Raw genomic sequence first — 24,906 nt, 5'->3', positions numbered from 1 at the left:
CAATCAGCGCCGTCTGTTTGAGCCGCCTGCGGTCAGTTCGCGCGCCTGAGACAGGATGTCTTCGGCAAACTCCGCAGACACATCAAGGATTTGTGCAAGCTCGGTTGCGCTGCGGCGGGCCACGGCGCAGACCGAGGTGATGCCTGCGGTTTCCAGAACCGCGGCGCGTCCTTCGCCAATGCCGTGCAGCTCGCGCGTGGGCCGGTCGGGCAAAGTGGCGGTATTGAGGGTCAGATTTGTGGCTGGCGTCAAAACCCGCGCGTGGCCCGGAAGGCTGAGAAATGCGGTGCTGCTGGCATGGGTGCGCAGGCGCGCGGTGGCGCTTTCGCGGGGCAGGCGGGCCACGCTGTCAAGGCGGGGCTGCGCGATGGTGCCGACGGGCAGCTCGGTTGGCAGACGGGTGATGAGCGTGGCGCGCGCAGGCGCGGTTTCGCCTTTGTCTTTGCAGGGCGCGCATTCGCAGATGTCCTCCGGCGCGGTATCGGCGGGGGTTGGCACACATGGGCTCTCCGGCGGTGGCGGTTGTGTGGCCACGGCGCGCGGGCGGAAGGCGACGGTGAAATCGCGCACGGTCATGCGGCCCGGCGCCTCCGAGAGGAAGGACACGGGGATGTTTTGCGGCGCTTCAAGCTCTGCTGAGGCGGCCACCAAGGTGAGTATGGCGTTTGGCCCGAGCTCTATCTCGATTTCCGCCGTTGCTGCGCCCGCCGGAACTGTGCCGCGCAGGCGGGTGATCTCGGCCCCCTCAAGTTGGATTGATGCGGCCAGCGGCGTGTCGATCTGCGCGCCTGCGCCGTCCAGCCAGCGGGCGGCAAAAACAGCCTCTCCATGTGAAAGCTGCGCTTCGAGAGCGGCGGCAAAAGGCGCGTCAGCGTTCACCTCAGCGGATTGGGACAGGATCACAGAAGATCTGTCCGCTGTGATATTGGTGAAGGTGAGGCCCTCCGTGGTCAGAGCGATGGTAAGGGGCGGGTTCTCGAGGGTCAGCTCAGGAGAAAAGCGCCAACCGCTCAGAAACTCAGTGGGGTCCACATCAAGGGCCAGCTCGCTGAAATCGCCATTGCGCAGGCCGGTTGGCCCGCCCTCAAGGGAGATGGTGTCCACAAACAGGCGCTGGTTGGCCGGGGTGCGCAGGCGGACCTCCAGCTGGTCGGCATCCTCAGGGGCCATGACATCCAGCGAGGCAGACAGGATGGTGCGCAACTGAGGGCCAGCCACGGCGGCCAGCTCCAGGCCGCTGTCAAAGGTGCCAAGAAACGGGGGCGGGGTCAGTACATCGGTGCGCGACAGGCCACAGCCGGTTTGACGCCAGATCAGCTCGATCACCGCGCCGCGTTCAGGCGCGAAGCCGCGAAACACCGCGCGATAAGGGCAGCCGGGGGAGACTTTGACAATTTGCGACAGCGCGCGGGGGGCGCTTTCTGCGTGGCCAAGGCGCAGGAGCGTGACCGAGAGCGGCCCCGCGTCGCCGGGCACAGAGAAGCTTTGCAGCGCAACCGCGCCGCCGCTGACACTCCAGCCCTGCGGTTCATAGAGGTCATTTCCAGAGGCGCGATCCTCAAAGCCGCCATTGGTCAGTTGCTCGCCACGAGGGCAAGTTGTGGCGCTGCGCGCCGACAGAATGCCATTTGCTGCCTCAGCAACAGAGCGGGACTCCAGCGCAAATTCTACCCGGCCAAGGGGTTGGAACCGCTCAAGAGACAGGACGCTGCTTTCGGCGTCACGGCCGATTTCGGCTGAGACCGGCACGCGAAACACCGGCGAGGCGCGGCGGAAGCGGTGTGCGGCCATGAGCGCATCGGGCAGGCTGTCCGCGCGGGCCGGTCGCCATGACAGACCGCCGGTGTCGCTTGTCTGCAGCTCTGCGGTTGGTTCGGTTTCCGGATGGACGTGCCAAGCGATCGGGGCAGAGGTCGGCTCGACCACAAGCCAGATGCGCTGCGCGTCGGCAGGCACGGTGATGGTCTGGCCCAGAGCGGTGCTGAGCCATCGCGGCCCACCATGGGCGGAGACGCCAAAGGAACCGGTGGCGGGTTGCGAAAGAAGCGAGCTGTCGCCGGGTTTGCCGTCAAAATCTTCGCGCAGGTCGACTTTGACGTCCGCTTGTCGCGCTTGCGTGGAGAGCAGGACATCCACCGCGTCAAGAATGGTCTCTCCGGTGATTGTGACCGGCTGGGCGGCGGCGGTGCCGACCGCGAGCGGTACAGCCTCCGGCGGGGTGCGATCCATGGTGGGGCCAAGGGTGATTTCGCTGCCCTCAAAGGTGCCATCAATCGCGATATGCGTGCCGGCGGGATCAATCTCCATATTGGGCGGCACGGTGATTTGCAGGAGGTCATCGCCTGCCTCAGACACGCCGTCATAAGTGTATTCCAGCGTGCTTTCGCGCAGCCCATCGGGCAGGCCGCTGCGGCGCTCCTGAATCTCGTAGAGCACTTCGACAGCCAACTGGGCGGTGGTGTCTGACTTGATGTGCAGGGGCAGAACCGCAAAGCCGCCCTCGGTTCCCGCCGCATCCAACGCCGCCTGCGCGAGCGTGGTGAGATCGGTGGTTTCGGTGACGGCAGAGAGCTCGCCGGGCAGGGCCCAGGCGGCGGGCTGTTGCCCCATGGCCAGCGTGACATTGCTGGCCACTGCGCGCAGCCAAAGGGTGTTTATAATCGGTTGCGCCCCCGCCGATGTGCGGGCAATGCGCAGGCGTTGCACCGTCAGCCCCGGCAGGGGTTGTTCCCCGTCACTCAAAGTGAATGTGCCGTTTTGCGATGGCACCGTGCCATTGGCCGCAACATCGACAAACAGGCCGCCCAGATCCACCTGCAGCGTTGCCCCCGCCAAACCCGCCCCGCTGAGGCGGGAAAGGGTGCGAAAGCCGCCCAGATGGATCTCCGCCCAAGGCAGGCTGCCACCGCCGCGCACCTGAGACACGGCGGTTTCGCGACTGTCATCAGACGTGTCGCGGCCCGCGATGCTGCCATCGACCGGCGGGTCGGTGAAACTGATCTGCTCTTCGGCAGGACCGATCCGGTTGGAGGCAGCAATCGGGGTCAGGCGCAGGCGGAAGGACGACAGCTGCGCGCCTTCGGGAAGGCTGCGCAGATAAAGGGTCTTGGTGCCACGGAAAAACCCTCTCGCCGGAAAGCGCTCGACCTGTTGCATGCGTTCATTCTCCTCGCGGTGCCAAAGGCGCGTCGCTGTCAGACCTTGAGCAGGACCATCAGGCAGACATTTGCAAGCTGCTGGTTGTCGTTGATGAAGATGCGTTCGCGCAAAACCAACGACAGCCGGTCAAAATCATGGTGTGCAACGAGGATATTGGGCGGACGGCGTTCGCTTGAGGAATCGTCGCGTTCCAGAGGCGCCGGGTTCACGACTTTGCAGGGGATCATCTTGAGTTTCAGATCGTCCCAGTCGCCTTTGGCCTTGAGGCTGCCCACGGTGCGTTCTTCGCGGCAGCAGCGCTCATACCAAGGCGAATGACAATAATCGCTGGGATCAAACGGGTCGTTGGGCGGTGCAAACATCGCCTTCCAAAGCTCGGTTTCCAGATCACCAAGGCTGGTGTCATCGGTGTATTCCACGCCGAGATAATCGAGTATTTCGCTCACAGGGATGCTGAAGGGCGTTTCGCCACGCTCTTCGATGTCGACGGTCACGGTGCCGTTTGGCCCCTCCATCGAAATCCGCTTTTCGCTGGTGTGATAGAGAAAGAAGCGTGCTTCGCCGCGACGTTTGTCATCATCATCGGCGCAGATCACCTCAAAGCTCTTCAGCTCATAAAGATCCACCAGCGGGCAGAGTTTGAGTTCGTGTTCGACGAGATTGGGCTCGTCAAACTCCAGCACTTTGAAGAGTTTCCGATAGCCTGTGTGTCCGGGGAATTTTTGCATGGCTTGCTCCAAAAATTTGCTGAGAAGATCCTGGGCGGAATGGCCTTCGAGCGCGTTGCTGTCTTTGGACAGGTCAACTTCGGTCAGGGCGGCGAGGGCCTCGGCGATCTGTTTGTGGATTTCGGCGCGCATCTTGGATTGCATGGCATTCATGGCTGCGGCGCTGATGATCTGACCGGGTTCAAAGGTGGTGAAAGGGTCGTTGTCCAACATCAAAATCTCCTTTTCTAACAATCAATGTCTTCGGGCGGGGTGCCGTCGCGGGTGACGGTGAGGTCGATGCCTGCCGCCTTGAGGTGCTGAACGCCGCGCGGGCCGGGGCGATTGAAATCCTCAACCGTGCCGGTGAATTCTGGCCCGTTCACCCGCGCGCGGGCGTTTTCAAATCGGGCGCCGTCAAAGGTGACGATCAGGTCGTAAATCCCCGGTGCGGTGTCACAGACTGCGATGGAAATGCGGTTGCCAAAGAGACCCGGCGCGATGGCGGAAATCTCTATGAAACCGGGCAGGTCGGGATCATTGAGGAAGGTGCGGGCGGCCTGCGTTTCGGTGCCGCCAGACAGCGCAACGGGGCGGGCGAAGGGGATGTCTTTGGCGTCAAAGCCGATGGGGACCACATCGGCAGGGCGCGCCGTAACAAGGGTTGATGCGGAGCCTTCGGGGGCGAGCTGTGTGGTGAAGAGCTGCGGGTCAGTGGCTGGTTCCGTGACAAGGCCGGAGATGATCTCCGGCGCGTCATCTGCCAGGGCAAAGCGGTCCTGATCAAAGCGCGCGCCAAACCGTGCGGGCATGTCGAGCGGCAGGTTGATCTGCGCCCGTCCGGGTGTGTGCTGCGCCCAGCCGAGGGTGACATCGGTGGCCGCGCCGCCGTCTGCGGGGGCAAAGACCGGGGTGGATTTTGCCCGTGGGTTTTCGGCGAAACGGCAGGCGTCAAAGACGCCCACTTCCAGGCAGTTCCCACCGGCGAAATGGCTTTCGTCAAAATCGGCGGCGTCGTAGCGGGCGGTCAGGCATTCCACAAAGACGCGCCGGTTGGTGCCCGGGGTGAGCGAGAGCGCAGCCGTTTGATCGACGGCGCTGGCAAAGACAATGGGCGTGTCCTGCGCCGTTTCATTGATGCGCTGCAGCAGGGACAGTGCGGCAAACTCCGGCCCCTGATCCAGCACTACGCCGTTGAAGACCTGCGGCGTGGCTGGTGGGATCGCGGTGATCTGCAGATCATAAAGGAGGCGGATCCGGCGCGGCAGCAGGCTGTCACCTAGGCGTCTGGCCAGAATAGCCACGGGGCGGCCGAGGAAATCCGTTCCGTTTCCTTCGATCTGCACCTCCAGCTCTTTATCGCCGTTTGTGAGCAACAGGCTGGTGCCGGAACGCTGCAGCTGCCCGACAAACACGCCTTCGGGGAGCTGATCCGGCAAAGAGGGGGCGGCAGAGATCTGCACCGCTGGTGCGACGTCGCGGCGGGTGATTTCGGTGAGTTCAATGACATCAGAGCCAAAGCCGTCAGAGATCAGGATGCCGCGCCGCCCGTTGAGGCCAGAGGCCATGAAACGGGTGGAATCCTGCGGGACTTCCAGATGGGGCAGCAGGGGCAGGCCGTAGACACGCGGGGTTGGGCTGAGCCGGGTGGAGACGTTGAGGCTGTGAGCGCCTTCTGTGATTTCGGCGGTGTCACCGGGCAGAATGGCGCCGCGAATGCGCAATGTACGACCCGCGTCGATGTCGACCAAGCCGGGGGAGTCTGTGCCTTGCGGTGCAGTGAAACGGACTGTGCCCGGCGCATCAGATGGCCCGGTGTTTTCGGCAAAGAGCGCATCGCCGTGGTGCAGCGCGGTGCCGGTTTGGGTGATCGGCTGTTGCGGGAAGTCGATCAGTTCGAAGTGGCGCAGGGGCTGCACACAAAGCGTGCTGCCTGCGGGCGCGGTCAGCAGGAGATGGCCATCTGCGTTGAGGCTGGCGGTTTGCGGGATCACCGTGTTGATCGCTTCGGTGATTTCCTCAGGCGCGGTGGCGGCGGGGGCCTCTCCGGCGAGGTCAATGTCCAGCGGCAGGGCGTCACTCAGTGCGAGGCGCAGCACGGAGCGTTCGCTGAGGTCCACACCTTGGCGCAGGTCAACGCTGCCGGTGATCTGACCGGCCTGCGCCGGTGTGCCGGTGGCGCTGCGCGGGGCCTCGCCAAAAAGCGCCTGAGTGGCATCGCCTCCGGTGGCAGTCTCCACACTCAACCGGCTTGATGCGCCAAGGGAGGGGGATGTCAGGATCAGGCGGTCCGCGCTGATCTGCGCAACGGGTGCGCCAAGGGCTGCGTTGATGGCGGCAGCGATCTCCGCTCCGGTGGCTTGCGTTGCATCTGCGGCGGCACTGGCGCAGTCGATGTCTTGTGGCGGTGTGGCGTCAAAGCCAAGGCGCAGGAACCGCGCGGTGCTCAGATCGATAGGGGCGGAAAGATCGGCCAGCCCTGCGATTTGGGCGGGCTGTGCCGCCTGACCGGTATAGCTGCGCTCCGGGGATACGCCGAGAATGGCGGCGGTGGCGTCAGCCTCGGACGGGGGCAGAATGTCGAGGCGGCTGTCCGCGCCTTTGGTTGGGGAGGTGAGGAGCAGGTGGCGTCCGTCATGGCTGGCGATGCCCGCGCCGAGCTTGAGATTGATGGCGACGACGATCTGGCCAAGGGTTGTGTTTGCGGGATCAAATCCGCGGCAGTCAATCTCCTGCGGCGGGTTGCCGTCAATTGCCAGTTTCAGGTGGGCGGCGGCCGTCAGATCAATGCCGCCCGAAAGGTCCGTGGTGCCGACAAAGGCCACTTGCCGCGCGGCAGATCCGGTGGCGGTTTGCGGGCCGGTGGCGAGCAACGCGGGTTGCGCATCGGTGGCCTGTGGGGGCAGAAGCGTGATCTGACTTGAAGCGCCGAGGCTGGGGGAGACCAACTCTAGCATGGTGCCGGAGCTGCGCGCGGTGTCTGCGCCAAGCGCTGAATTTATGGCCTCAAGGACCTCATCAAGCGTGGTGTGGCGCGGGCGCGGACCGGCGCAGTTGATGTCCACCGCAGGGGCATCGTCCAGTTGCACACGCAGGAAGCCCCCTGCGCGCAGGTCGACGCCGCGGGAGAGATTGACGGTGCCCTGTAAGGTGGCTGCGGCGGCGGGGGCGGATTGGGACACCGCGCTGAGCGTGCCGAGCACAGCCATGGCGGCGTCCTCAGAGATGGGCACGCGAGAGACAAAATTGCGCTTGAGCGTTGTGCTGATGGGGATCAGTTCCAGCTGTCCGGCGCTGTCTTCAAGATGGCTCATGAGGGTGAGCCTGTTGTCGGTGACGCTGGCCAGTGGCGCCTGCGGCTGGCTGTTGATCGCCTGCGCGAGACCCTCTGCATCCAGAGGGGCCGCTGCCGCGTCGGACAAATCAAAGGTTTGCGGCGTGCGGCCATCCTGGGCGAGTTGCAACAACGGTTGCGCGGCGATGTCGATGCCCGCTGACAGGTCGAGAGCGCCCTGCAAGGTGGCGCGAGTGGCGGCGGATCCGGTGGCGATACGGTCCTCAAGGCCCAAGAGGATCTTGGCGGCGTCGCCTTCTGACAGATGGCCAATGCGCAGGCTGCCGCTGGGACCTGCCTCAATGCTTTTGAGGATCAAGTTGCGCCCGTTGGTGGTGGCGACATCGGCGCGCAGGGCGCTGTTGATCGCGCCTATGATTTCAGGCAGCTGCGTGTTGGCCGGGTCTGTTCCGGCACATTCGATTTCTACGTCTTCCTTGGTTTCGATGCTGAGCAGGAGGCGGCTGTCTGCGCTGAGATCGACGCCTGCGGAGAGATCCGGCGTGCCGGTGATCTGCGCCGGTTGGGCGTCGCGGCCGGAGGCGACGGTGGCGATGGGGCCAAACAGGGCCAGCCGCGCGTCTTGCGCGGCGGCTGTTTGGAAAGTGATGCCTGATGTGGCCCCCAATGTCGGGGAGGTGAGTGTGAGATATGTGCCGTCGTGGCTTGCAACGGAGAGGCCAAGGCCGGTGTTGATCGCGGCGACAATTTCCTCAAGTGAGGTGGCCTCCGCTGAAGCGCCTGCGCAGTCGATTTCAGCAAGACGGGTGCCATCCACCAAGAGGCGGATGTAGCGGTCTGTTGACAGGTCGGCCCCGGCGGAGAGGTCGATGAGGCCGGTGAGCGCTGCGCCTGTGGCGTCGCGGCCCGCGTAGGCGCGGGGGGCCAGGCCCAAGAGCTCTGGCGCGGCATCATCGGTGGCATCATTCAACGCGATGCGGCTTGCCGGACCTGTGCTGGGGGAGGAGAGCCGCAGCCGACCCTGAGGCAGTGCGGCGATCTGCTGACCCATGGCTGTGTTGATGGTGGCAATGAGCTCTTCGGGTGTGGTGACACCTGCAAGCGCGATGGCGACAGGCGCACCGCCGTCAATGGTGAGGTGCAGCGCGCTGGCTGTCAGGGTCAGCGGATCGGAGAGGGGCGTCTGGCCGGTGATCTGCGCCGAAGTGGCGTCGCTGCCTTGCGCAAAGGCGCGGTCAAAGCCGAATATCGCTGGGCCTGCGTCGCGGCGGCTGGCGACTTTGGTGGTGAGCAGGCCAACATCGGCGCGCGTCCACCACGGATCAAAGGCCGCGTCGCTGTCATCAATCTCAAGTCCTGTGAGGATAGAGGTGGCGCGCAGCAGCCCGCGCACGGTGGCGGGGCCTTCGAGAATGAGGCTGACCCAGAGTTTCAGACGTCTGCGGAACTCTTCCACATCATCGCCTTCCTGCGGGGCCAGTCCGTAGAGCGCGGCGATCCGTGGCAGATCATCAAACAGATCGCGGCCAAGGTCGGCCTGTGTGCACCAATGCGCGCGCAGGATGGCGGCGAGGGTGTTCTCCGCGCCCTGCAGTTCGGCCCCATAGGTTTCGATCAGCTTTTGCAGCGGCGAATGGGCGGGCTGAGCCGCGAAGGTGCCCGGAAGCAAATCCAAAATGCGCTGCGTTTTGGTGACCATCAGGACCCGGCCTCCTGCAAGGCGATGTCGGCCGCATCCATGTCGATCACGATCCAGCCGGGTTCGCCCTCAACCTCGGCTTTCACAAGGAATGCGGCGTCTTCGATGTCTTGATCTGTGGCGGGAGCGCTGCCTTCAGCATTCATCAGCAGGCTGCGGTCGGGGATGCGGCGTCCGGTGGGCGCGCCGGTGTCCACCTCAAAGAGCAGGGTGTTGAGCTCGGCGCGCAGGGCGGTCTCTTCTTTGGGTGCGCCGCCCGCGATGAAGGCAGTAAGCGCGTCAACCACGGTTTCGCTTTGCGTTGGGGTGGCGTCGGCGCGGGCGACTTGCAGGTCGACAATCTGCGCGTCCTCAAGATCCTCAACCGCTTTGATCGCCTCCAGCAGCGCGCCACCCTCAAGCGCATCGCCCGTGGTCAGCGGCTCTGCAAAGGCCTGCACGGCGGCGATGATCTCTTCGGCCACTTTGGCCTTGCCGTCAGAGGTGAGACCGCCCGCGATTTTTGCGACAATGCGCGGGGTGACAAAAACATAGCGCGCCACGATGGTGGCGGCGATACCCGCGGCGCGCTGGTTGTTGACCTGTGCAGACAGACTGGCAAAGCGCTCGGGTTCGCTTTCCACAAGAAGCGCCACACGACCCGGCGCGGTGCGGCGCGCGATGGGCGCATTGGGATCCCAGTATTCGGTGAGCGTGGCAAAGCTGTCGCGCACGCTGGCGTCGAGCGCAGGTAGCGTGGCGTTGCCCAGTTTGTAGAGTTCGGCCCGCGCACGGGCGCGCAGTTCCGCATCGGTTTCCGGAGGCGCGCCAAAAACCGTTGGCTCGGTGTTTGAGACCCGCGCGATGCCCGCAAGCGGCCGCAGCTGGGTGTCGATGTCACCGGCCGCAACCTGCCCGGTCTCGCCGGGGTGATCGACGCTGGCGCGCACCGGCACATCCATGCGCGCCTGACCGCGTTGCAGGGTGCGTTGTTGGGTGGTTTCAAAGATGACCGCGCCGTTTTGGGTTGTCAGCCTGGTGCCTGAAGCGATGGTGACATCACCCACCACCTGCGGGTCACGAAAGAAGGCCACAAGACCGGAGGCAAAATCGCCGGTCTTGCGCTTTAACCCCAGAATGGCGACCACCTGATCCAGCGCGGCGCCTTCGGCGGAATTCACAAACCCCGAGCGGTAGGTCTGATTGAGCTGTTCGTAAAGCGTGGCGATTTCGCGCGCGACGGCCTCTGACAGGGTGCGGGCAACGCTGCCGACATTGATGTCGGTGATCGGGGAGGAGGCGCCGATGGGGCGGTAATCCACATAAAACACGCTGCCATCCACGGGGCGCGCGCCGCCCGGAAGCCACTGCACCGCGCCCAGATCGGGCTCATAGGCAAAATCAATCCCGGCCTCAAAGGTGTGATTGGCGGTCTGATCGTCAATCTGCCCGGTCAGCATGCGGATGCCTTCGGCAGCCTGCGCCAAAGGGTAGAGATCGGTTTTCACGTCAAAGATAATCGGTTCGTTGACGATGCCGCCGATGAGGCTGGTGAGGATGTCGTTGGACACCTCGCCGAAATTTCGCTGAATCAGATGGATGGTGTCAGGCGTCATCAGGTTTGCTCCGTGGAAAAGAAGAACGGCACAACAAGATTGAGCGGCGTTGCGGTTTCAACGATTTTGAGCTGCATGTCGATGTCGACGCCGCCACGGTCGTCGCGGCGCTGGCGCACGTCGGCGCGCAGGATTTTCTCGACTCGCGGCTCCTGATTGATGGCGCGCAGGGCGTAGAGTTTGGCGAGGTTGCGGTTGGCCTCGGTGTTGGGCTCGCCGATCAGCTCGTGCAGGCGGGAGCCATAGGTGGGATGGCCCAGCTGGCGCAGCTCGCCTTCTGAGGTGAGCATCCGCAGCAAGAGCGCCTGCGCCATGTTTTCCGCGCCAAAGACGGTTTCCAGATCGCGCTGATTGGTTTCCGGACGCACCCGTGTGGAGAGGTCGCGGCCGCGCTCGCGCGTCGTCTGGTCCCGCCGGTTGCGCAAGAGCAGGAGGTCTTGCCCCAAGAGAGCATTGTCCCGTGTCATATCAAGCCTCCCTGTTTCATGGCGGCCACGTGTCGGAGATGTAAGGCGCAGCCGGTGGGCCAAGGATGGTGAGCACGCCCGGCGGTGAAGGGATGAGATCCAGCATCCGCACCAGCGCTTTGCCCGCGATGCGCACGCCGGAGCTGGCGATGGGGCCGATGACAAGCGGATAGGGCACGCCGGTCAGCGAGTTGATCATGGTGCAGAGTGAGCCTGAGGTTGCGAGCGGAAGCCCTCCGGCGGTGATCAGCGGCGGGAAGATGCCCACGATCGTGCCGGTGTCCGGTGGCCCCGCAGCGCCGGGGGTCACGATGACCGCACATCCAATTGTGACCGGTGGTCCCGGCATGGTTTCCTCCTATGGGCTGAAGTTGGTGACGCCCTGAATGTTGACAATCCCGCCTTGCAGCGTGGTCGGGCCGCTGCCTTCGACCTGTGTGATCGTGCCTTTGAGGGAGGCCTGCACACCGGCCTCCACCTCGGTGTTGATCTGGCTTTTGATTTTCACGTTGAGGCCTTCGATGGTGACGTCCTGCTGCGCTTTCAGATTCAATGCGCCGATGGCCTCCACGGTGGCGTCGCCGTCCTGGTTGAGCGTGATCTTGGTACCGCCGGTGACCACGGTGACGGTGCCGCCGGATGCGCCGGTCTGATCGATGAACAGCTCGGACGGTCCGGCGGTGGCGCGCACGGTGCCGTCGGTCACGCGGATGGTGATTTTCGGATCCATCTCGATGATCAGCTCGCGCGGCGGGTTGTCCGTTTGATGATTGCGGATCGCGGCCTTGATGGCCTGATCGTCGGCTTCGGCCAGCGGCAGGCGGAAGATCACCTCATCTGAGGTGTTGATCGGCGGGCGGTCCTCATCGTTGTAGAGACGGCCAGTGATGATCGGCTGGTTGATGTCGCCGCGATCAAAGGCGAGCAACACCAGATCGCCGACATTGGGGATCGCGACGGTGCCGATATGGCCGGTGGCGACCGGCACGCGGGGCAGCTCCAACCCGGTGTTTTTGAGGCGCACATCACAGCTGTAGTTGTCGCTGTCCCCGCTATCCGCATGGGGGTGCACCGCTGTCACAATGCCAAGTTCGGCAATGCGCAGGGTTTCCAGCTCACGGCGGATGATGGCCTGCAATGTGGAGACAGTGTCGTTCATAGGCTCAGCTCCAGCGCCTGAAAGGTGAGATGGGTCAGAAAGCCTGTGGCCTTGGTGATCCGGTGGCGGACGCCGCGGATCTGGAAGGTGGCGTTGAGGTCTGGCTCGGGCATGGACTGCAGGCGAATGGTGTCGCCAAGGGTTATGGCCGGGTTGCCCAGCACGGTGAGCTCTCCCCGGATGCGGCGGTTCTCAATGCGGCGCAGCAGAGCACTTGCGGCGCGCTGGGCGGTTTCACCCGTGCGCAGCGCGGCGTGTTCCAGAACACGCAAACTCCCGCTGGTGCCGGCGCTGCCTTTGCGGGGTGCAAAGTCTTTGGTGAGCCAGGCCCAGCTGTCTGCCCCCTGTGCCGCGCCGGGGCTTTCGCCCCTGGCCTCAACGCGCTCAGCAGAGGCCAGAGTGCTTTCTACCTGATAGGCGATCACGTCTTCGCCGAAGTCCAGCGGGAAGAGTGTTTTGCCATTGCCGAAGCCTTTGAAGATCAGCGCATTATCTGTGTCACAATAGAGATCAAAGCCGGTCAGTTCGGAGAGGGTGACCATGTGCTGAAAGGCGCTGAGGCGGGCGTCTGCGATGTAGGTTGGGAAGATCTCGCTGGTCTCGGTGTCTGCCACTTTGACACCGGCGGCGTTGGCAAGATCGCTGACCATATCGGCGGCGGTTTTGTCCCGGAAGCTGTGGTTTTCCTTGTTGCGTGAAAGGAGGGCACCGGCGCCAAAGCCGACAATGCGGGTGTGCTCCGGGCCAGCGTCGACCTCTTCGATCTCACCTGTCATGACACGTTCAAGGCCGGTGTCTGACCCGGCAAAGCCCAGCTCGATCTCTGCCGCGTCGCCGCGTTTGGGAAGGCGCGTGCCAAGCTTGGCGAGGGTCAGCTCAAAACGATCCACCAGTGGCGCCATGGCGCGCTGCACATCAATCTGGGTGACGGTGCTGGCGCGCGGCTCGCTGCCCATGTCAATGCGCTGGTCGCCTAGGGTGAGCCGGTATGTGGGGGACAAAAGGCTCATGGCGCAGCCTCCAGAAGCGGGCGCAGGCGGTTGCGCATCCGGTCAAGGCGCTGATGCATAGCCAGCACATCATCGGGCAGCAGCGCCTCAAGCTGGGTCTTGTCGGTGGCGCTGTCGTAAATCACCAGCAGGCCATCAAGATGGGCGAGCAGTTTTGCTGCCGTTGCGCCGATGGTTTCCGGATCACTTTCCGCCAGCAGCTCAAGCGCGGCGCCGGGGCGCAGTCTGGAGAGCATGCGCGCGTCAAAATCACCGCCGAGATAGGTCTGGATCAGCGCGTTGAGGTAGCGTTTGGGCTCGGCCTTGGCGCGGGCCGCGACTGCCTCATAGGCGTCAGGGCCAATGCCGTCAGGCGTGAAGCCTCCGCCGACGATCAGCGCCAAGTCTTCGCGAATTTTTGCAATGGGCGTGGTCATGTCGGGTCCTTAAAACGGTCCAACCAGCGTGTTGCCGGTGGTGGCGTCAGGGGCGGGGCCGGGACCGGCCTGAGCGGGTTGGCGGGCGGTGCGGGTGCGGCGCACCCAGTTCAGGATGTTGTCGTTGTTGGGGTCATTGTCGGGGTCGGCGCTGTGCTGGTTCTGGATGCGGCGATAGATGCGGGCATCCGGCAGCGCGATGCCGCGCGCCGCCCCAACGGCGGTGCCGGGATTGGTGTTAAAGGCAAAGAAAGCGTCGTTCGCGGCCCCGTCAAAGCGGTTGAAGAAGATGTGGTGCATCTCATGGCCCAAGGTGACGTCCTGCACGTCCAGAGTGTTGTCAATGAAGACAAAGAAGCGCGCATCCAGCGTCAGGTTTGCGCCGGGAGGATTGGGGATGGGGGCGCGGTTGGCCACGGTGGCATAGGCGTTTGATCCGGCGACGCTGGTGAAGACCACGGTGAGCGTGTTGTCGGGGGTGATCGGGATCAAATCGCGCAGCGCGGCTTGCTCAAAGGCGTTGTTGGCCTGCCCGCCGTAGTCGCCCCCTCCATCCAGCGCGGCGGCGGGGATGGCGCGATCCACGGTGGCCTGCGCGTCGATTTGCACGCCCACGGCGTTCCAGCGCCGGTTGGCCTCGGCAAATTGATCGGCGATGCGTTGATCTGTCACCGGCGCATAGGTGGCGGAGGTGTAGCGGATCACGCGCACAGAAATGCGGCGGCGCTCATCTGGATTGCGCGGGAAGACCGGCAGGGTGATGCCAAGGCGGGTGCCCGGTTGCGCGGCGGGGCTGTATTCGGTGCGCACAAAGCCGTCGATGCGCGCACGGCGCAGGCGGTGATCGCTCTGTCCCCGTGCGCGTGGCTCCGCCAGTCCGGGCTGCGCTGGCAGGCCGCTGGGGACTGCGACAGCGGCGTCGGTGTCGTCGGTCACCAGCATGACGCCGTTTGAGATGAAATGCCCGCTGCCCGCTGCGGTTGCCGGCAGGGTGAGCACTTGTGAAGCGGGGGCGTCGTCATCGGTGGCCTGATCCGCCAGCAGGCTGCGCCAGGTGACGGTGATCGGGCCAGCGCCTGCGCCGGCGTCGCGCACGCGGTAATGCAGGCGCCGCTCGTCAGCGGCGATGATGTCAGCGACAAATTCCCCCGCGCCATTATAGGCCTGATCCCAGACCCCGAAGCGCGAGGCGGTGACGGCAGCGGTGGCGGGCAGGTTGTCCGGGGCGGCGTCGATGCGCACCATGGTCATCGGGGCGCGGTCGCCATCTGGCTCGCCACCTGACAGGCCAAGCATGAAGCCGCTGTCGCGCACGGCGGCGCTGTGATCCAGACCTTCTGCAAAAAGCGCAAGACCGGTGGCGGGGATGCTGGCCACCGGGATCACATGCGGATTGGCCAGCGCCGCCTGACTTGCCGCGGGTTGTTCGCTGGCAAAGAGCGCAGCGCGCGGGCCGATGGGGGCCAGCGCCAGATCGCCGGTGAAATCCGCAGGCTCCGGTGGCTGGACCCGCAGAAGCGTGCGTTCGTGGCTGAAGGTCGGGTCCGCAACCTGTGTGAAGCGACCGATGGCGATCCGGTCTGCCGCGCTCATGTCAGGAGCGTCGCCGCCGCCGACGGGGCGGGAGAGGGCCACATCCAGAGTGAGGCGCACCACCGTCATCTGATGGGAGACCGACAGGCCAGCGGTGCCGCCCACGGTGAGCTGCAGAGTAGCCGTAACATCCCCAGCCGTTGCGCTGGGATTGGGGCCGCCTTCGCAAAATAGGGTGACCCCGGCGGTGAGCTGATCTGAGGTGAAGATATTGTCGGTGCCATCAAAGGTGAGCTCGGTGCCACCCGCGGCCGCATCAAAGACGCGCAGGCGATCTGTGCCGTTGGTCAGCGTCAGCGTGCCAGTGCCCGCAAACGCCTGATTTGCGCCCAGCGTCAGGGGGGCGCGCGCGGGCGTGCTGTGGGTGCGGGCGACAACCACAGCGTCCGGTCCGGTGAGCGTGGGGCGGGTGTCCGCCACGCTGCGGTCGGTGATGACCACATCAAACCGGTCTTGCGGCCCGGCAAGCCGTTTGCAAACCACCGGGCCTTTGGCCTCTGTGATCGGTGCACCGGAGGGGCGGGCAATCACGTCGGCCTCCAGCTCCAGAATGAAAATGCCGGGTGTCTTCAGCGGGGTGTCATAAGAGAAGCTGCCATCGGGCGCGGGTGTTTTGGTTTTGGGGGTTCCGGCGCGGGCACTGCCTGAGGTTTTCTCACGCTCGCCAGCCATGTACTCGCCATCAGGGGCGGTGATGAAATAGGTGCCGGTGTAGGGGGTGCCGTCTTCAAAGCGTATGGAGCCTTGCACCTTGAACTGGGGCGTCGGCTCAATCGGCTCGCGGGTGAAGGCCGGGCCGCGCGGCAAGGTGCCGGGGCAGGTTTCATGGCGTTTGCTTTTCACATTGGGGGCGACAAAGCAGCTTCGGGCGGAGCCGCTGCTTTCATTCAGGCACCAGTCGCTGCCAACCGCGCCGGGCGCGGGGAGGGCAAATGTGACCGGCGTGTCGATGTCGGCGGGGAGCTCGGTGGCGCGGGTGAACAGCACCTCGGTGCGCCGGTTGGGGCGCCATGCGAAGGTGACATTGCGCAGCGGGTCAAGCTCCCCGCAGCCAAGCCACTTCAGCCCTTCACCGGGGCAGTTGGGCAGGAGGCGGTCGTCTGGCACAGACAGGGCTTGGGCAGCAAGATAGGCGTCGATCAGGAGAGGCCATGTCGCGCCGTTCATGGTGCCGGTTTCGGGCAGGCCGTTGGCCGCTTGGAAGTGGCGCACGGCGGCATCTGTCATCGGGCCGTGATCGCCGTCGATGCGGCCATTGTAAAAATCCCGATCCTGCAGCATCTGTTGGTATTCGCGTGTGCCCCAATTGTCGTGCAGATTGGTGGTGCGGGCCTGTCGCAGCGCGTTCCACTCGGCAACGGCGCCTACTGGGTCATTGCCATAGCGCAGGGCGGCAAAGACGCTGCGCGCGCGCCGTTCTGAGAGCGCCTGATTATACTCTTTTGTGCCGACCAGATCGGTGTGGCCCACCACCAGCATTTTCTCGTCCGGGTGGGCGCTGGCGTGATCGGCGACCTGTTTCAGGACCTGCTTGAGGCAAGGCTCGACAAAGGCGCTGTCAAACCGGAAATGCACAAGGAACCGTTTGGCGATGGCGGCGGCATCGCGCAGGACAATGGTGACCTCGGTGGTGGCGCCTGCGCGCACGGTGGCTGTTGCCGATCCGCTGAGATCGCTGCCATCCGCCGCTGCGCCTGTCGCTGTGGCGCGCAGGGTGAATTCTCCGGCGGGGAAGGGATCTTCGGTCCAGCGGGTGTCTGTTTGGCCGGAGAGGGCGGTTTCGGGGAAATCGCTGCCGTCCTGCAGGGTGCCTGCGGCCAGCACGGTGGTGTTTTTAGCGGCAAAGGCGGGATCACCCTCTTTGATGACATTCACCACCAGCACGCCTTCATCCTCTGTGACCTCAGGCGGCTCGGGCGGCTCCGGTGGCTCTTGCGGATCGGGGGCTGGCGCCGGGGGGCATTCGCGCAGCAGCAGGCGGTATTCAAAAGCGTCGGGCAGGCCTGCGTGTTCGCTGATCTCAAAATGCTCGATCAGCACGTCATCCAGCGTGGTTGCGGTGACAATATCGGCGGCAAAGGTCAGCGGCGCGACGGCGCGATAGGCGTCACGCAGTTTGGTGAGACCTTCGCGGGCGTCCGGGCCGCTTTGCACGCCGGTGAGTTCAATGGCGGTGCCGGCGCGCCCAAGCCTTTGAAAGAAATCACCTTCCAGTGCGGGGATGTCGTGCCGTGTCAAAATCTGATCTTCGTCCACCTGCACAAGCTGGACCTGTGCAAGTTCAATCTCGCCAAGCATGGGACGGATTGGACGGTTCACGACAGCCTCCCCGGATTATGCGTTTTTCAGCGCGTTGAGATGGCCGACGATGGCGTCGATCAGGGACAGGATTTCGCCTTTCACCTCGTCAATGGAGGGCAGGCCACCGACCACATCGGCCACATCGGTGATGGCGTCAAAGTCATCGGCGTTGTCCGGCAGCAGGGCTTTGGCGGAGTTGACAAAACCTTTGACCTGATCGGTGAATTCCGCCGCTTCGGCGAGACCGGGGATGGTGGAAACGTCGAGTTTCTCAACCTCGGATTTGAGCAGGTTCATCAGCTCGATCAGCTTGTTGAGCAGATTGTCGATCTGATCGGGAATGATGGCGCGCAGGGCGGCCACGGCGGGCTGGATCACGCCCACTTTGTCATCGAGAAAATCCTTAAAATCTTGCAGGACCTCTTTGAGGTCTTCGAAGAGATTATCGGCCATGGCATCGATCTCCTTTGTCAGGCGTTGGAGGTGTTGTTGAGGGCTTGCAGGCGGGTCAGCAGACCGGTGAGCGGTTCCACAAAGCGCTCAAGCCCGGTGTCAAATTCCGGCAGCAGATCGAGGCCGTCGATCAGGTCATCGGTGAGGCTTTGCGCTTCGCTGAGGATGTCATTGTCCAGAAGGCCCACGGCCTCCGGTTCCACCGGTTCCTGATACTCGCGCAGCACCAGCGCGTAGGCGTAACGGTCGGGTTTTCCCGCCACTTCGCGCAGGCGGAAATCGTCGATGAGGACGTTTTCGATTTCCGCATCCGCAACGATGTCGGAGATGAAGCTCACAGGTGCGCCGGCGTCAAAGGTTGCAGTGAGTTTTGCGAGGGTGTCTTTCGCATCGCGCCCGCTGGCCACACCGGCCACAAGGATCGAGGTCGCGTGGCGGCCCATGTTCTGACAATAGCTGCCGTCCATCCCCGGGGCGCGGTGTTCGGCAAGGGCGCGGATGTCGCGCAACTTCAGGGTCTGAACCTGTGGGAGCGGGATATCGTCAAGCATCGGGCGCATGGGCGGGCTCCTCACACATCAATGCCGTGGCGGCGGGCTTCGTCCCGCAGGATGAGCGCCAGCGCGTCGGTCAGCGCCTCGCGGTCAAAGCCTGCGGTGGCGCGTGGCTTGGAGCGGTCTGGCAGTTCGGTTTGCGGCTCATCGGTGACGGCCTCTTGAAAGCGGGTGAGATGGGCGCGGTCGGATGGCGGCAGGATTTCGGCAAATGGCGGATCAAGATCGGGCTGCGCGGGCAGGGGCACCGGGGTGGCATGCGGCGGGCGGGACAGGGTTTCGCGCTCTAGCGGATCTGTGCCGTGGATCGGTTCGCGGTGAAGCTGCACTGGATCGGGGCTGTTTGAAGCGCGTGCGGGCGGAGAGAGCGGCGCGGCATTTGCAGGCTTGGGCTGCGTTGTGGATTGGGCAAAGGCGGATGGGGAGTGTTTTCCTGCAGGCTTTGGGGCTTGCGCGCTTTGGGGATCTTTTGGCGCGCGCTGCGGAGGCGTCACCGTGTCGTTTTGCGATGCTTTTGACGGCTGTGCGTCGCGGGATGTGAGCGCGCAGATGGTGGTGTTTGACGCCTGCGGCCCGGAGAGCAGGGATTGCCAAGGTGTTTTGGACGGTTGGCCGGATGAGACGGGGAGGGCGCGCGGGTGTTTTGATGCCGCAGTGTGGGGGCGGGGAGCAAGGTCTTGCGCTGTTGTCTTTGCCCAAGGGTAACTCAGCGCGGTGGGCAGAGGGCTGGCAGGCTTTGCCGTAAGGGGCTGCGCGGCAGGTTTGGGACGCGGAGTGGCTGGGCCTTTACCAAGATCTTCGGGGTCGGAGCCTGCATGCAGCCTGAGCGGGCCGCCGGAGAGGCGTGTTGGCAGTGTTTTGGCAGTTTCATAGCGGGGTGCCTCAGGTCTGGGGCGAGTGTCTGCTGGCGGGTGATGCCATGCTGGCGCTTGGCGTTTCTGCTTTGCCGCTAACTTCTGCGCTGGGGTTTGCTTGTAAGATGGCGTTTCCTTGGGGGCAGGTTTGCGTTCCGGTTCTGAGGTTTCCCAACGGGTCAAACTGCGCTCCATGGCCTTGCGATCAGACAGCTCGGCGCAGGTTGAGAGCCATTTGAGGTCCGCGCCCGACGCCGACACGCGGCGCGCGGTGGCCTGCATCTTGCGCACGCGCTGAGGCGCGAGCTTGGGCACTGATCCAGCGGCGGCCAAAGCGGCTTGGCGCAGGCGTTGGGGGGCAGCGGAGGCGAAGGCGCGGGTCATGCTTCTGCCGCCTCCCGCCGTCCCATTTCAAGATAGAGCAGGATTTGCCCTATGGTGAGGCCGCTGACCTCTTCGGGTGTCCAACCAAATTCTCGGGCCAGAACAAAGCAGGCTTTGGCCAAGGGCGCCTGCACCATTTCCTCCAGCGCGTCGCGGGGCAGATCAATGCCGCTGATGCGGTTGACCTCCTCCACCAGATGGCGGGCCAGCCCCGCCGGAAGCTGTCGCACCTCATCCAGAGACAACGCGGGTGCCACCAGCGCCTGCTGGATCATCAGCGCGGCGGAAAGGTTTTCATCCTCCTTGGCGGCGCGGGCGATCAGTTGCAGGTCTTTCACCGACAGGGGGCGCAGCTCCACCTGCTGCTCCCCGCCCTCGCCTTTGATCAGGTCGGCAGGGAGATCATGCAGATGCGTTGCCGAAGCCCCGGCCAGAAGCGCTTCGCTGGTGAGCGTCATGGCAGATTACTCCTGATCCACGAAGGCCGGGCCAGCCGAGACGCCGCTGTCATCGTCAAAGTCGGCGATGTCGATGCTCTTGGCGCGGAAGCTGACTTTTTCCATGACGATGTCGTCTTCGGGCAGGGCAAAGGACCAGGTCTGGAATTTCACGCCATTCAGGGTGAGCCGCGCTTGGCCTTCGACCGCAGGGTCATTGAGCTGCAGCGTCATGTTGAATTCGGGCTGAAAGGTGCGGGCGTTGTTGTCCAGAAAGGATTTGCGCCCCATCAGCAGGCCGAGCAGCGCGCCGTTGATATAGGCGCGGTCGCATTCGCCACAGATGTTGATGTTGCCCTCATGCAGCGAGGTTACATGGCGAAAGCCGATTTCGTGAAAAGAACGCAAGTCGGTGTCGACGGTGAATTTGACGCCGGTCACCCGGCCCACAGCGGTGGCGATTTCATAGCGCGCGATGATCGACTCGGCGTCGACGCCCGGCGGGGTGTCCAGCGGCGCAAGGGTGAGCGTGGCATCCGCCCCCGTAAAAACATTGGTGTTGGCCATTTATCTGGTCTCCTATTCGAGGAACATCGTGACTTTGATGAAGTCGATGCTGAACGTGGGGCGCAGGACGATGGTGACGCGGGCGATGCCGCGGATTTCGTCGTCGCGGGTGGCGGACACGTCGAGCTCGTAGCTCACCAGCTCTTCGTCCAGCACCATCTCTGCGAGGAAGGAATTGATCGTGGAGCGCATGGCTTCGCGGACGCGCTCGTTGTTGAGCAGACCGATGTAGGGGTTGGCCGCCGAACGCACGCCGATTTTCGCTTTGTCCACGATGCGCCGGGTGGTGATTTGGTGCCAGGCGGTGTTGGTGGAGGTGGTGATGCCTTTCACCGTGCGGAAGCCGAGGCGGCTTTCCAGCGCAAGCACGCGGTTTTGCACCATCTGGCGCAGCTCGGCCTGGGTGAAGACATCTTCCAGCCCTGCGACATTCAGCACCTTATTGGTGAGGCTGCGGTTGACCGGCGCGCCGGAGATCATCCCTGCAACGCAGGCCGCCGCATAGCCGCCGGAAAGGGTCACCGCATCTCCGGTCACCACGTCAGACACGGTGACACCGGGCGCGACAAAGACGATGCGATCTGAGTTCAGCGTGTGATCCAGGATGTCATTGAGGGAGGCCCCCGGCGGGGAGCCGATCACCCCGATGCGCTCGCGTTTGTTGGCATCAGAGCTGGCTGCGGCCACATGGGCGGAAAGGTCCGCCCCGATGGTGCCCGAGTTGTCCTGTCCGGCGGCGACAATGATGAAGGCCGGTTCGTTGGCCAGCTGTTCAAAGCCGTCTGTGTAGTTGCCACCTGTGGCCCCGTCGGTGCCGGTGGTGTTGGTGCCAGCGCCGAAGGTTTCAAAGGTGAAGGCATCGGCAAAGGCGGTGGGCAGCTCCGTTGCGTTTGCGAGCGCGGTGCCGTCCACCAGATCCGAGCCGCCAGTGGCCTGATTGACCAGATCGACGAGATGCGCGCCGCTTGCCGCGGTAAAGACCTCTTCCAAGGCTTCGGTGCGCAGGGTGATCTTAGCGCTGTCGGCCGCTGGGACAACATAGGTGACTGTCACGGTGTCGCCGACGGCGGGGGCTTCGCCAGCGGCAAAGACCAGAGCGCCGCTTGCGGGGTCAATTTCCACTTGGCCTGCTGCCGGGGTGCCGGTGGCTCCGTGGACAACGGCGGGCGTGGTGGGCGTTGAGGCACCTGCCGCGAGGACAGACACGCTGTTGCGCACGCTTTCGGCAATGGTGGTGTGGGCGAGTTGCAAACCAACCGCGCCGGTACCTGCGATTTCTTCCCCACTCACAACCGCGCTTTCCTCTGCGGCGGAGATGTTGATTTCCATGGTATTGGCCCAGGAGCCGGGGGTCGCGGCGGTTAGGCGGCAGCAGTCTCCGCCCGCTGAGGCGATGAGAAAATCTGCGGCTGCAGTCGCGCCTGCAATGCGCACGGCCCAGATGTCGCGCGCGCCGTGGTCATAGGCGAGATCAATGGCGCGGATCAGCGTGAGCTCCTGCCCGGGCGTCACGATTTCATCGGCGTCGCCGAACACCTCGCGGGCGGCTGCGGGGGAGCCAATGAGCACCGGCGTGTTGACCGGCCCTTTGTTGGCTGTCCCGACCATTCCGATGGCGCTGATGGATACAACGCCCGGAGTGATCAGGCCTTCTGGGCGGACGGCAATCGACACGCCGGGTAAGATCTGTTCCATGGCTTACTCCTGATTTGACCGGCTCCTAACGGCCGGCTCGAAGGTGATCCGCCTGCAGGCGGAGGTAGAGTACGGCCGGAGCTGCGAAGGCCGGCGCGTCATGACGGATGGCAAGAAAATCGCGGCCCGAGCGCAGGGTGACCGGGGTGTCAAAGCTGCGGCTATGAGGCACATAGAGGTCGCGGATGAGGTTGGTGTCCCAGTCGCCAAGCTCAAAAGGCGCTCCGGCGGGACCCAGCGCGGCAAGAAACGCGGCTGTGCTGGGCAAGGTGACAATGGCCTGCAATTGCGGGCTGGGACCGTCAGCGATGGCGCTGAGAAAACTGTCGAGCGTGGCGTGCAGAATCGGCGCGCCGGTGGCACCGGACACCCCGCGTTCGAGCGTGACGGCGCCGCCTGGAATGCCGTTGAGAAAGGCCATGGCGTCCAGACCACTGAGGCGCAGGGCACGCGCCCCGCCGTTTGGCCGCAGGATCAGAGAGGGCGCGCGCTCATTGTCCCAGCGCTGCATTGCGCCGGAAAGGATCTCAAGGCTGCTGTTGGGCCCGTCGCGCTCTTCCAGATCGGCGCGGTTGGGAATGCGCACGATGAAGCTGTCTGCGTCATCAGAATCCCGCGCGCGGTATTCATAGAGGAAAGGCAGCTCCGCCGTGCGCCGCCATGCATTGAGCGCAGAGACATGTTCGGCCGGGGCGCTGTCGCCAAGCGCGAGGCGCAGAAACCCCATGCTGCGCAGGCTTGCGGCGGCCCCCAGAACATTGGCCTGCACCGCATCAATGGAGGTGTTCACGGCATCGGGGGTGGTGTCCCAGAGTTCAAACCGCGCCACCCCGTCCAGCTGTATCCCGCGCAGGGCAGAGACGGTGACGCCAAAGCGCGTGTCTGACCCACGGCGATCGCCAAGGCCGACCCCGCGCCGCTTGGCTTCAAAAATCTGGACGGTGTTGTTGGGAAGACCACCCGGTGCGACGGGCAGAAACGGGCTCAAATGGACGTTGAGCACTTCGTTGATGGCGTCATCAAGTGGCAGCGGCGGCATATGCCCGCGCTCCTCTGTTGAAAATTGGTTTTCTAAAATCCATGCGCGGCAAGCGCGCTTACCTGCTTCTATGCAACTTTCGTGCCAGCGCGCATTTTGGCGTCAGTGGTCTGAAATCAATGGGAAAGCTTCAGACAGCAGAGGCGGGTCGGGTCGGAAATGACCCACGGGCCGCACATCGGGGGCGCTGTTTATGCGGCGACGCTTGATTTTAATGAGAGCGGTTTTGCCTGCGCGCGCGCGCCGCGGGGATGTTCGCCTGCGCGCGGTATTTCGCGATGGTGCGGAGCGGGATCGTCATGCCCTCAGAGGCCAGAGCCTCGGCAAGCTGGGTGTCGCTCAGCGGATGGGCGCTGTCTTCATCAGACACCAGCTGCGTGATGCGGTGCATCAAAGCCTGAGGTGACAGCGCATGGCCGCGCAGTTTCGGGCCAAGCAGGTGGCGGAGGGGGAGAACCTCAGCGTCGATCTCCACCGTGGCCCACTGAAAGACCCGGCTGAGCGTGCTTTTGTGGCGGGCCACATCGGTTGCGAGGGCGCACATGGTGATCGGGGTCTTGGGCGTCTTGGAGGTGAGATGGGTCTGTTGCAGCGCAACCAACCGCTTGGCCATGGCCAGCAAGGTGGCATTGCGGGCGGAGAGCGCGTTTTCAAAACGGTCGGCGTCTCGTTGTGCCTGTGGGTCAATTGACGGCAGACGCTTGAGGTGCGTGGCAGAGTCCGGATGGAGGCTGACAGACCAAAGGCCCTGCTGACGTCGGAGCAGCAGGTCTGGAACGCGGGTGGGCGGTGGCGGGGCGGTTGCGAATTGCAGGCCGGGTTTGGGATCGTAGCTGCGCAGATTCTTGAGACCGCATTCGATGTCTTCGTCGCTGCAGCCACAGAGGGCGGCCAGCTGTTTGGTGGTCTTGTGCTGCACTTCCGGCAGATGGTGCAGAAGTTGTGCGACAATCGGGTCGGTGTCTCCTGCGGCTTTGACCTGAAGGGCGAGGCACTCGGTCAGGGAGCGGGCAAACAGACCTGCAGGTTCGATGGCTTGCAGCCGCGCAAGCACGGCGGAGCCGGTGGTGATGCTCACCCTCGCGGTGGCGCAGATGCGCTCAAGGCTTTCACTGAGCCAGCCCCAAGGTTCCAGCGCATCCAAAAACTGCAGCGCAATGGCGCGTTCCTCTGCCTTAAAATGGGCGTTGATCCACAGGGCGGCGTGTTCATAGAGGCCGCTGGTCTGCGCGATCTGTTCTACTTGCGCTGCTGGTGCGACGCTTGGGTTTGTCAGCCCGAACTGGCGTATTTGGCGGGCGGTGGAAGCGCCGTCCATCGACAGACACTCAACGATCTGCCGCATCTGCGGCGTCATGGTGAGTTTCTGCTGCGTCTGTGTGGTTTGGTCGAGCGATAGGGGCATTGGGGTGTCCCTCATGTCAGACTCTGAGTGTGACATGGCTGCGGGCGGCGCGAAAGTGCGGTGATCCTGAGTCGTGTCAAAGGCGGGGATCAATCACGGCAACAGCCTTGTCCTATC

General features: G+C 64.0%; 18 protein-coding genes. All 18 read right to left on the bottom strand.

The features are described 5' to 3' along the window. Window positions 1-3 precede the first annotated feature (3 nt). Entirely contained in the window at window positions 4-3,156 is a 3,153-nt protein-coding gene (locus J7412_RS17495) for a hypothetical protein (protein WP_209079820.1), read from the bottom strand. A gap of 38 nt (window positions 3,157-3,194) precedes the next feature. Further along, complete coding sequence (locus J7412_RS17490) at window positions 3,195-4,100, bottom strand: hypothetical protein (RefSeq protein WP_209079818.1); 906 nt, start codon at window positions 4,098-4,100, stop codon at window positions 3,195-3,197. A gap of 14 nt (window positions 4,101-4,114) precedes the next feature. Beyond that, on the bottom strand, window positions 4,115-8,860 hold the full coding sequence (locus J7412_RS17485) for a hypothetical protein (protein WP_209079816.1): 4,746 nt from the start codon (window positions 8,858-8,860) through the stop codon (window positions 4,115-4,117). Continuing rightward, entirely contained in the window at window positions 8,860-10,455 is a 1,596-nt protein-coding gene (locus J7412_RS17480; RefSeq protein ID WP_209079814.1) for a hypothetical protein, read from the bottom strand. Before J7412_RS17480 ends, J7412_RS17485 begins: the two co-directional genes overlap by 1 nt. Further along, window positions 10,455-10,922, bottom strand: a complete 468-nt coding sequence (locus J7412_RS17475; protein WP_209079812.1) for a hypothetical protein — start codon at window positions 10,920-10,922, stop codon at window positions 10,455-10,457. The genes J7412_RS17480 and J7412_RS17475 overlap by 1 nt, the downstream gene beginning before the upstream one ends. 16 nt (window positions 10,923-10,938) lie before the next feature. Further along, complete coding sequence (locus tag J7412_RS17470) at window positions 10,939-11,271, bottom strand: hypothetical protein (RefSeq protein WP_209065468.1); 333 nt, start codon at window positions 11,269-11,271, stop codon at window positions 10,939-10,941. Window positions 11,272-11,280: 9 nt separating this feature from the next. Next, the gene (locus J7412_RS17465; RefSeq protein WP_209079810.1) at window positions 11,281-12,081 is read right to left on the bottom strand and encodes a phage baseplate assembly protein V; all 801 of its coding nucleotides are present in this window, start codon (window positions 12,079-12,081) and stop codon (window positions 11,281-11,283) included. Next, on the bottom strand, window positions 12,078-13,091 hold the full coding sequence (locus J7412_RS17460) for a hypothetical protein (protein ID WP_209079809.1): 1,014 nt from the start codon (window positions 13,089-13,091) through the stop codon (window positions 12,078-12,080). Before J7412_RS17460 ends, J7412_RS17465 begins: the two co-directional genes overlap by 4 nt. Then, window positions 13,088-13,507, bottom strand: a complete 420-nt coding sequence (locus J7412_RS17455; protein WP_209079807.1) for a hypothetical protein — start codon at window positions 13,505-13,507, stop codon at window positions 13,088-13,090. Before J7412_RS17455 ends, J7412_RS17460 begins: the two co-directional genes overlap by 4 nt. 9 nt (window positions 13,508-13,516) lie before the next feature. Continuing rightward, the gene (locus J7412_RS17450; protein ID WP_209079805.1) at window positions 13,517-17,419 is read right to left on the bottom strand and encodes a peptidoglycan-binding protein; all 3,903 of its coding nucleotides are present in this window, start codon (window positions 17,417-17,419) and stop codon (window positions 13,517-13,519) included. Window positions 17,420-17,434: 15 nt separating this feature from the next. Next, window positions 17,435-17,854 carry a hypothetical protein gene (locus J7412_RS17445; protein ID WP_209079803.1) on the bottom strand — a complete coding sequence of 140 codons (420 nt, stop codon included), beginning with the start codon at window positions 17,852-17,854 and terminating at the stop codon, window positions 17,435-17,437. 17 nt (window positions 17,855-17,871) lie between these two features. After that, complete coding sequence (locus J7412_RS17440; protein ID WP_209079801.1) at window positions 17,872-18,414, bottom strand: DNA circularization N-terminal domain-containing protein; 543 nt, start codon at window positions 18,412-18,414, stop codon at window positions 17,872-17,874. 11 nt (window positions 18,415-18,425) lie between these two features. Beyond that, window positions 18,426-19,646: a hypothetical protein gene (locus J7412_RS17435; RefSeq protein WP_209079800.1), complete on the bottom strand. Its 1,221-nt coding sequence runs from the start codon at window positions 19,644-19,646 to the stop codon at window positions 18,426-18,428. After that, window positions 19,643-20,104, bottom strand: coding sequence for a hypothetical protein (locus J7412_RS17430; protein ID WP_209079798.1), 462 nt, complete (start codon window positions 20,102-20,104; stop codon window positions 19,643-19,645). Before J7412_RS17430 ends, J7412_RS17435 begins: the two co-directional genes overlap by 4 nt. A gap of 6 nt (window positions 20,105-20,110) precedes the next feature. Continuing rightward, on the bottom strand, window positions 20,111-20,650 hold the full coding sequence (locus J7412_RS17425) for a hypothetical protein (RefSeq protein WP_209065477.1): 540 nt from the start codon (window positions 20,648-20,650) through the stop codon (window positions 20,111-20,113). 12 nt (window positions 20,651-20,662) lie between these two features. Further along, window positions 20,663-22,345, bottom strand: a complete 1,683-nt coding sequence (locus J7412_RS17420) for a phage tail sheath subtilisin-like domain-containing protein (protein ID WP_209079796.1) — start codon at window positions 22,343-22,345, stop codon at window positions 20,663-20,665. Between the two features lie 25 nt (window positions 22,346-22,370). Further along, window positions 22,371-23,384 (bottom strand): hypothetical protein, encoded by a 1,014-nt coding sequence (locus J7412_RS17415; protein ID WP_209079794.1) that lies wholly within the window; start codon window positions 23,382-23,384, stop codon window positions 22,371-22,373. A gap of 211 nt (window positions 23,385-23,595) precedes the next feature. Then, window positions 23,596-24,789: a hypothetical protein gene (locus J7412_RS17410; protein ID WP_209079792.1), complete on the bottom strand. Its 1,194-nt coding sequence runs from the start codon at window positions 24,787-24,789 to the stop codon at window positions 23,596-23,598. Between the last annotated feature and the right edge of the window lie 117 nt (window positions 24,790-24,906).

Source organism: Shimia sp. R9_3, assembly GCF_017743755.1.
GTDB lineage: Bacteria > Pseudomonadota > Alphaproteobacteria > Rhodobacterales > Rhodobacteraceae > Shimia.
The sequence above is the reverse complement of the archived record's forward strand: the minus strand, read 5'-3'. Positions and strand labels throughout refer to the sequence as shown.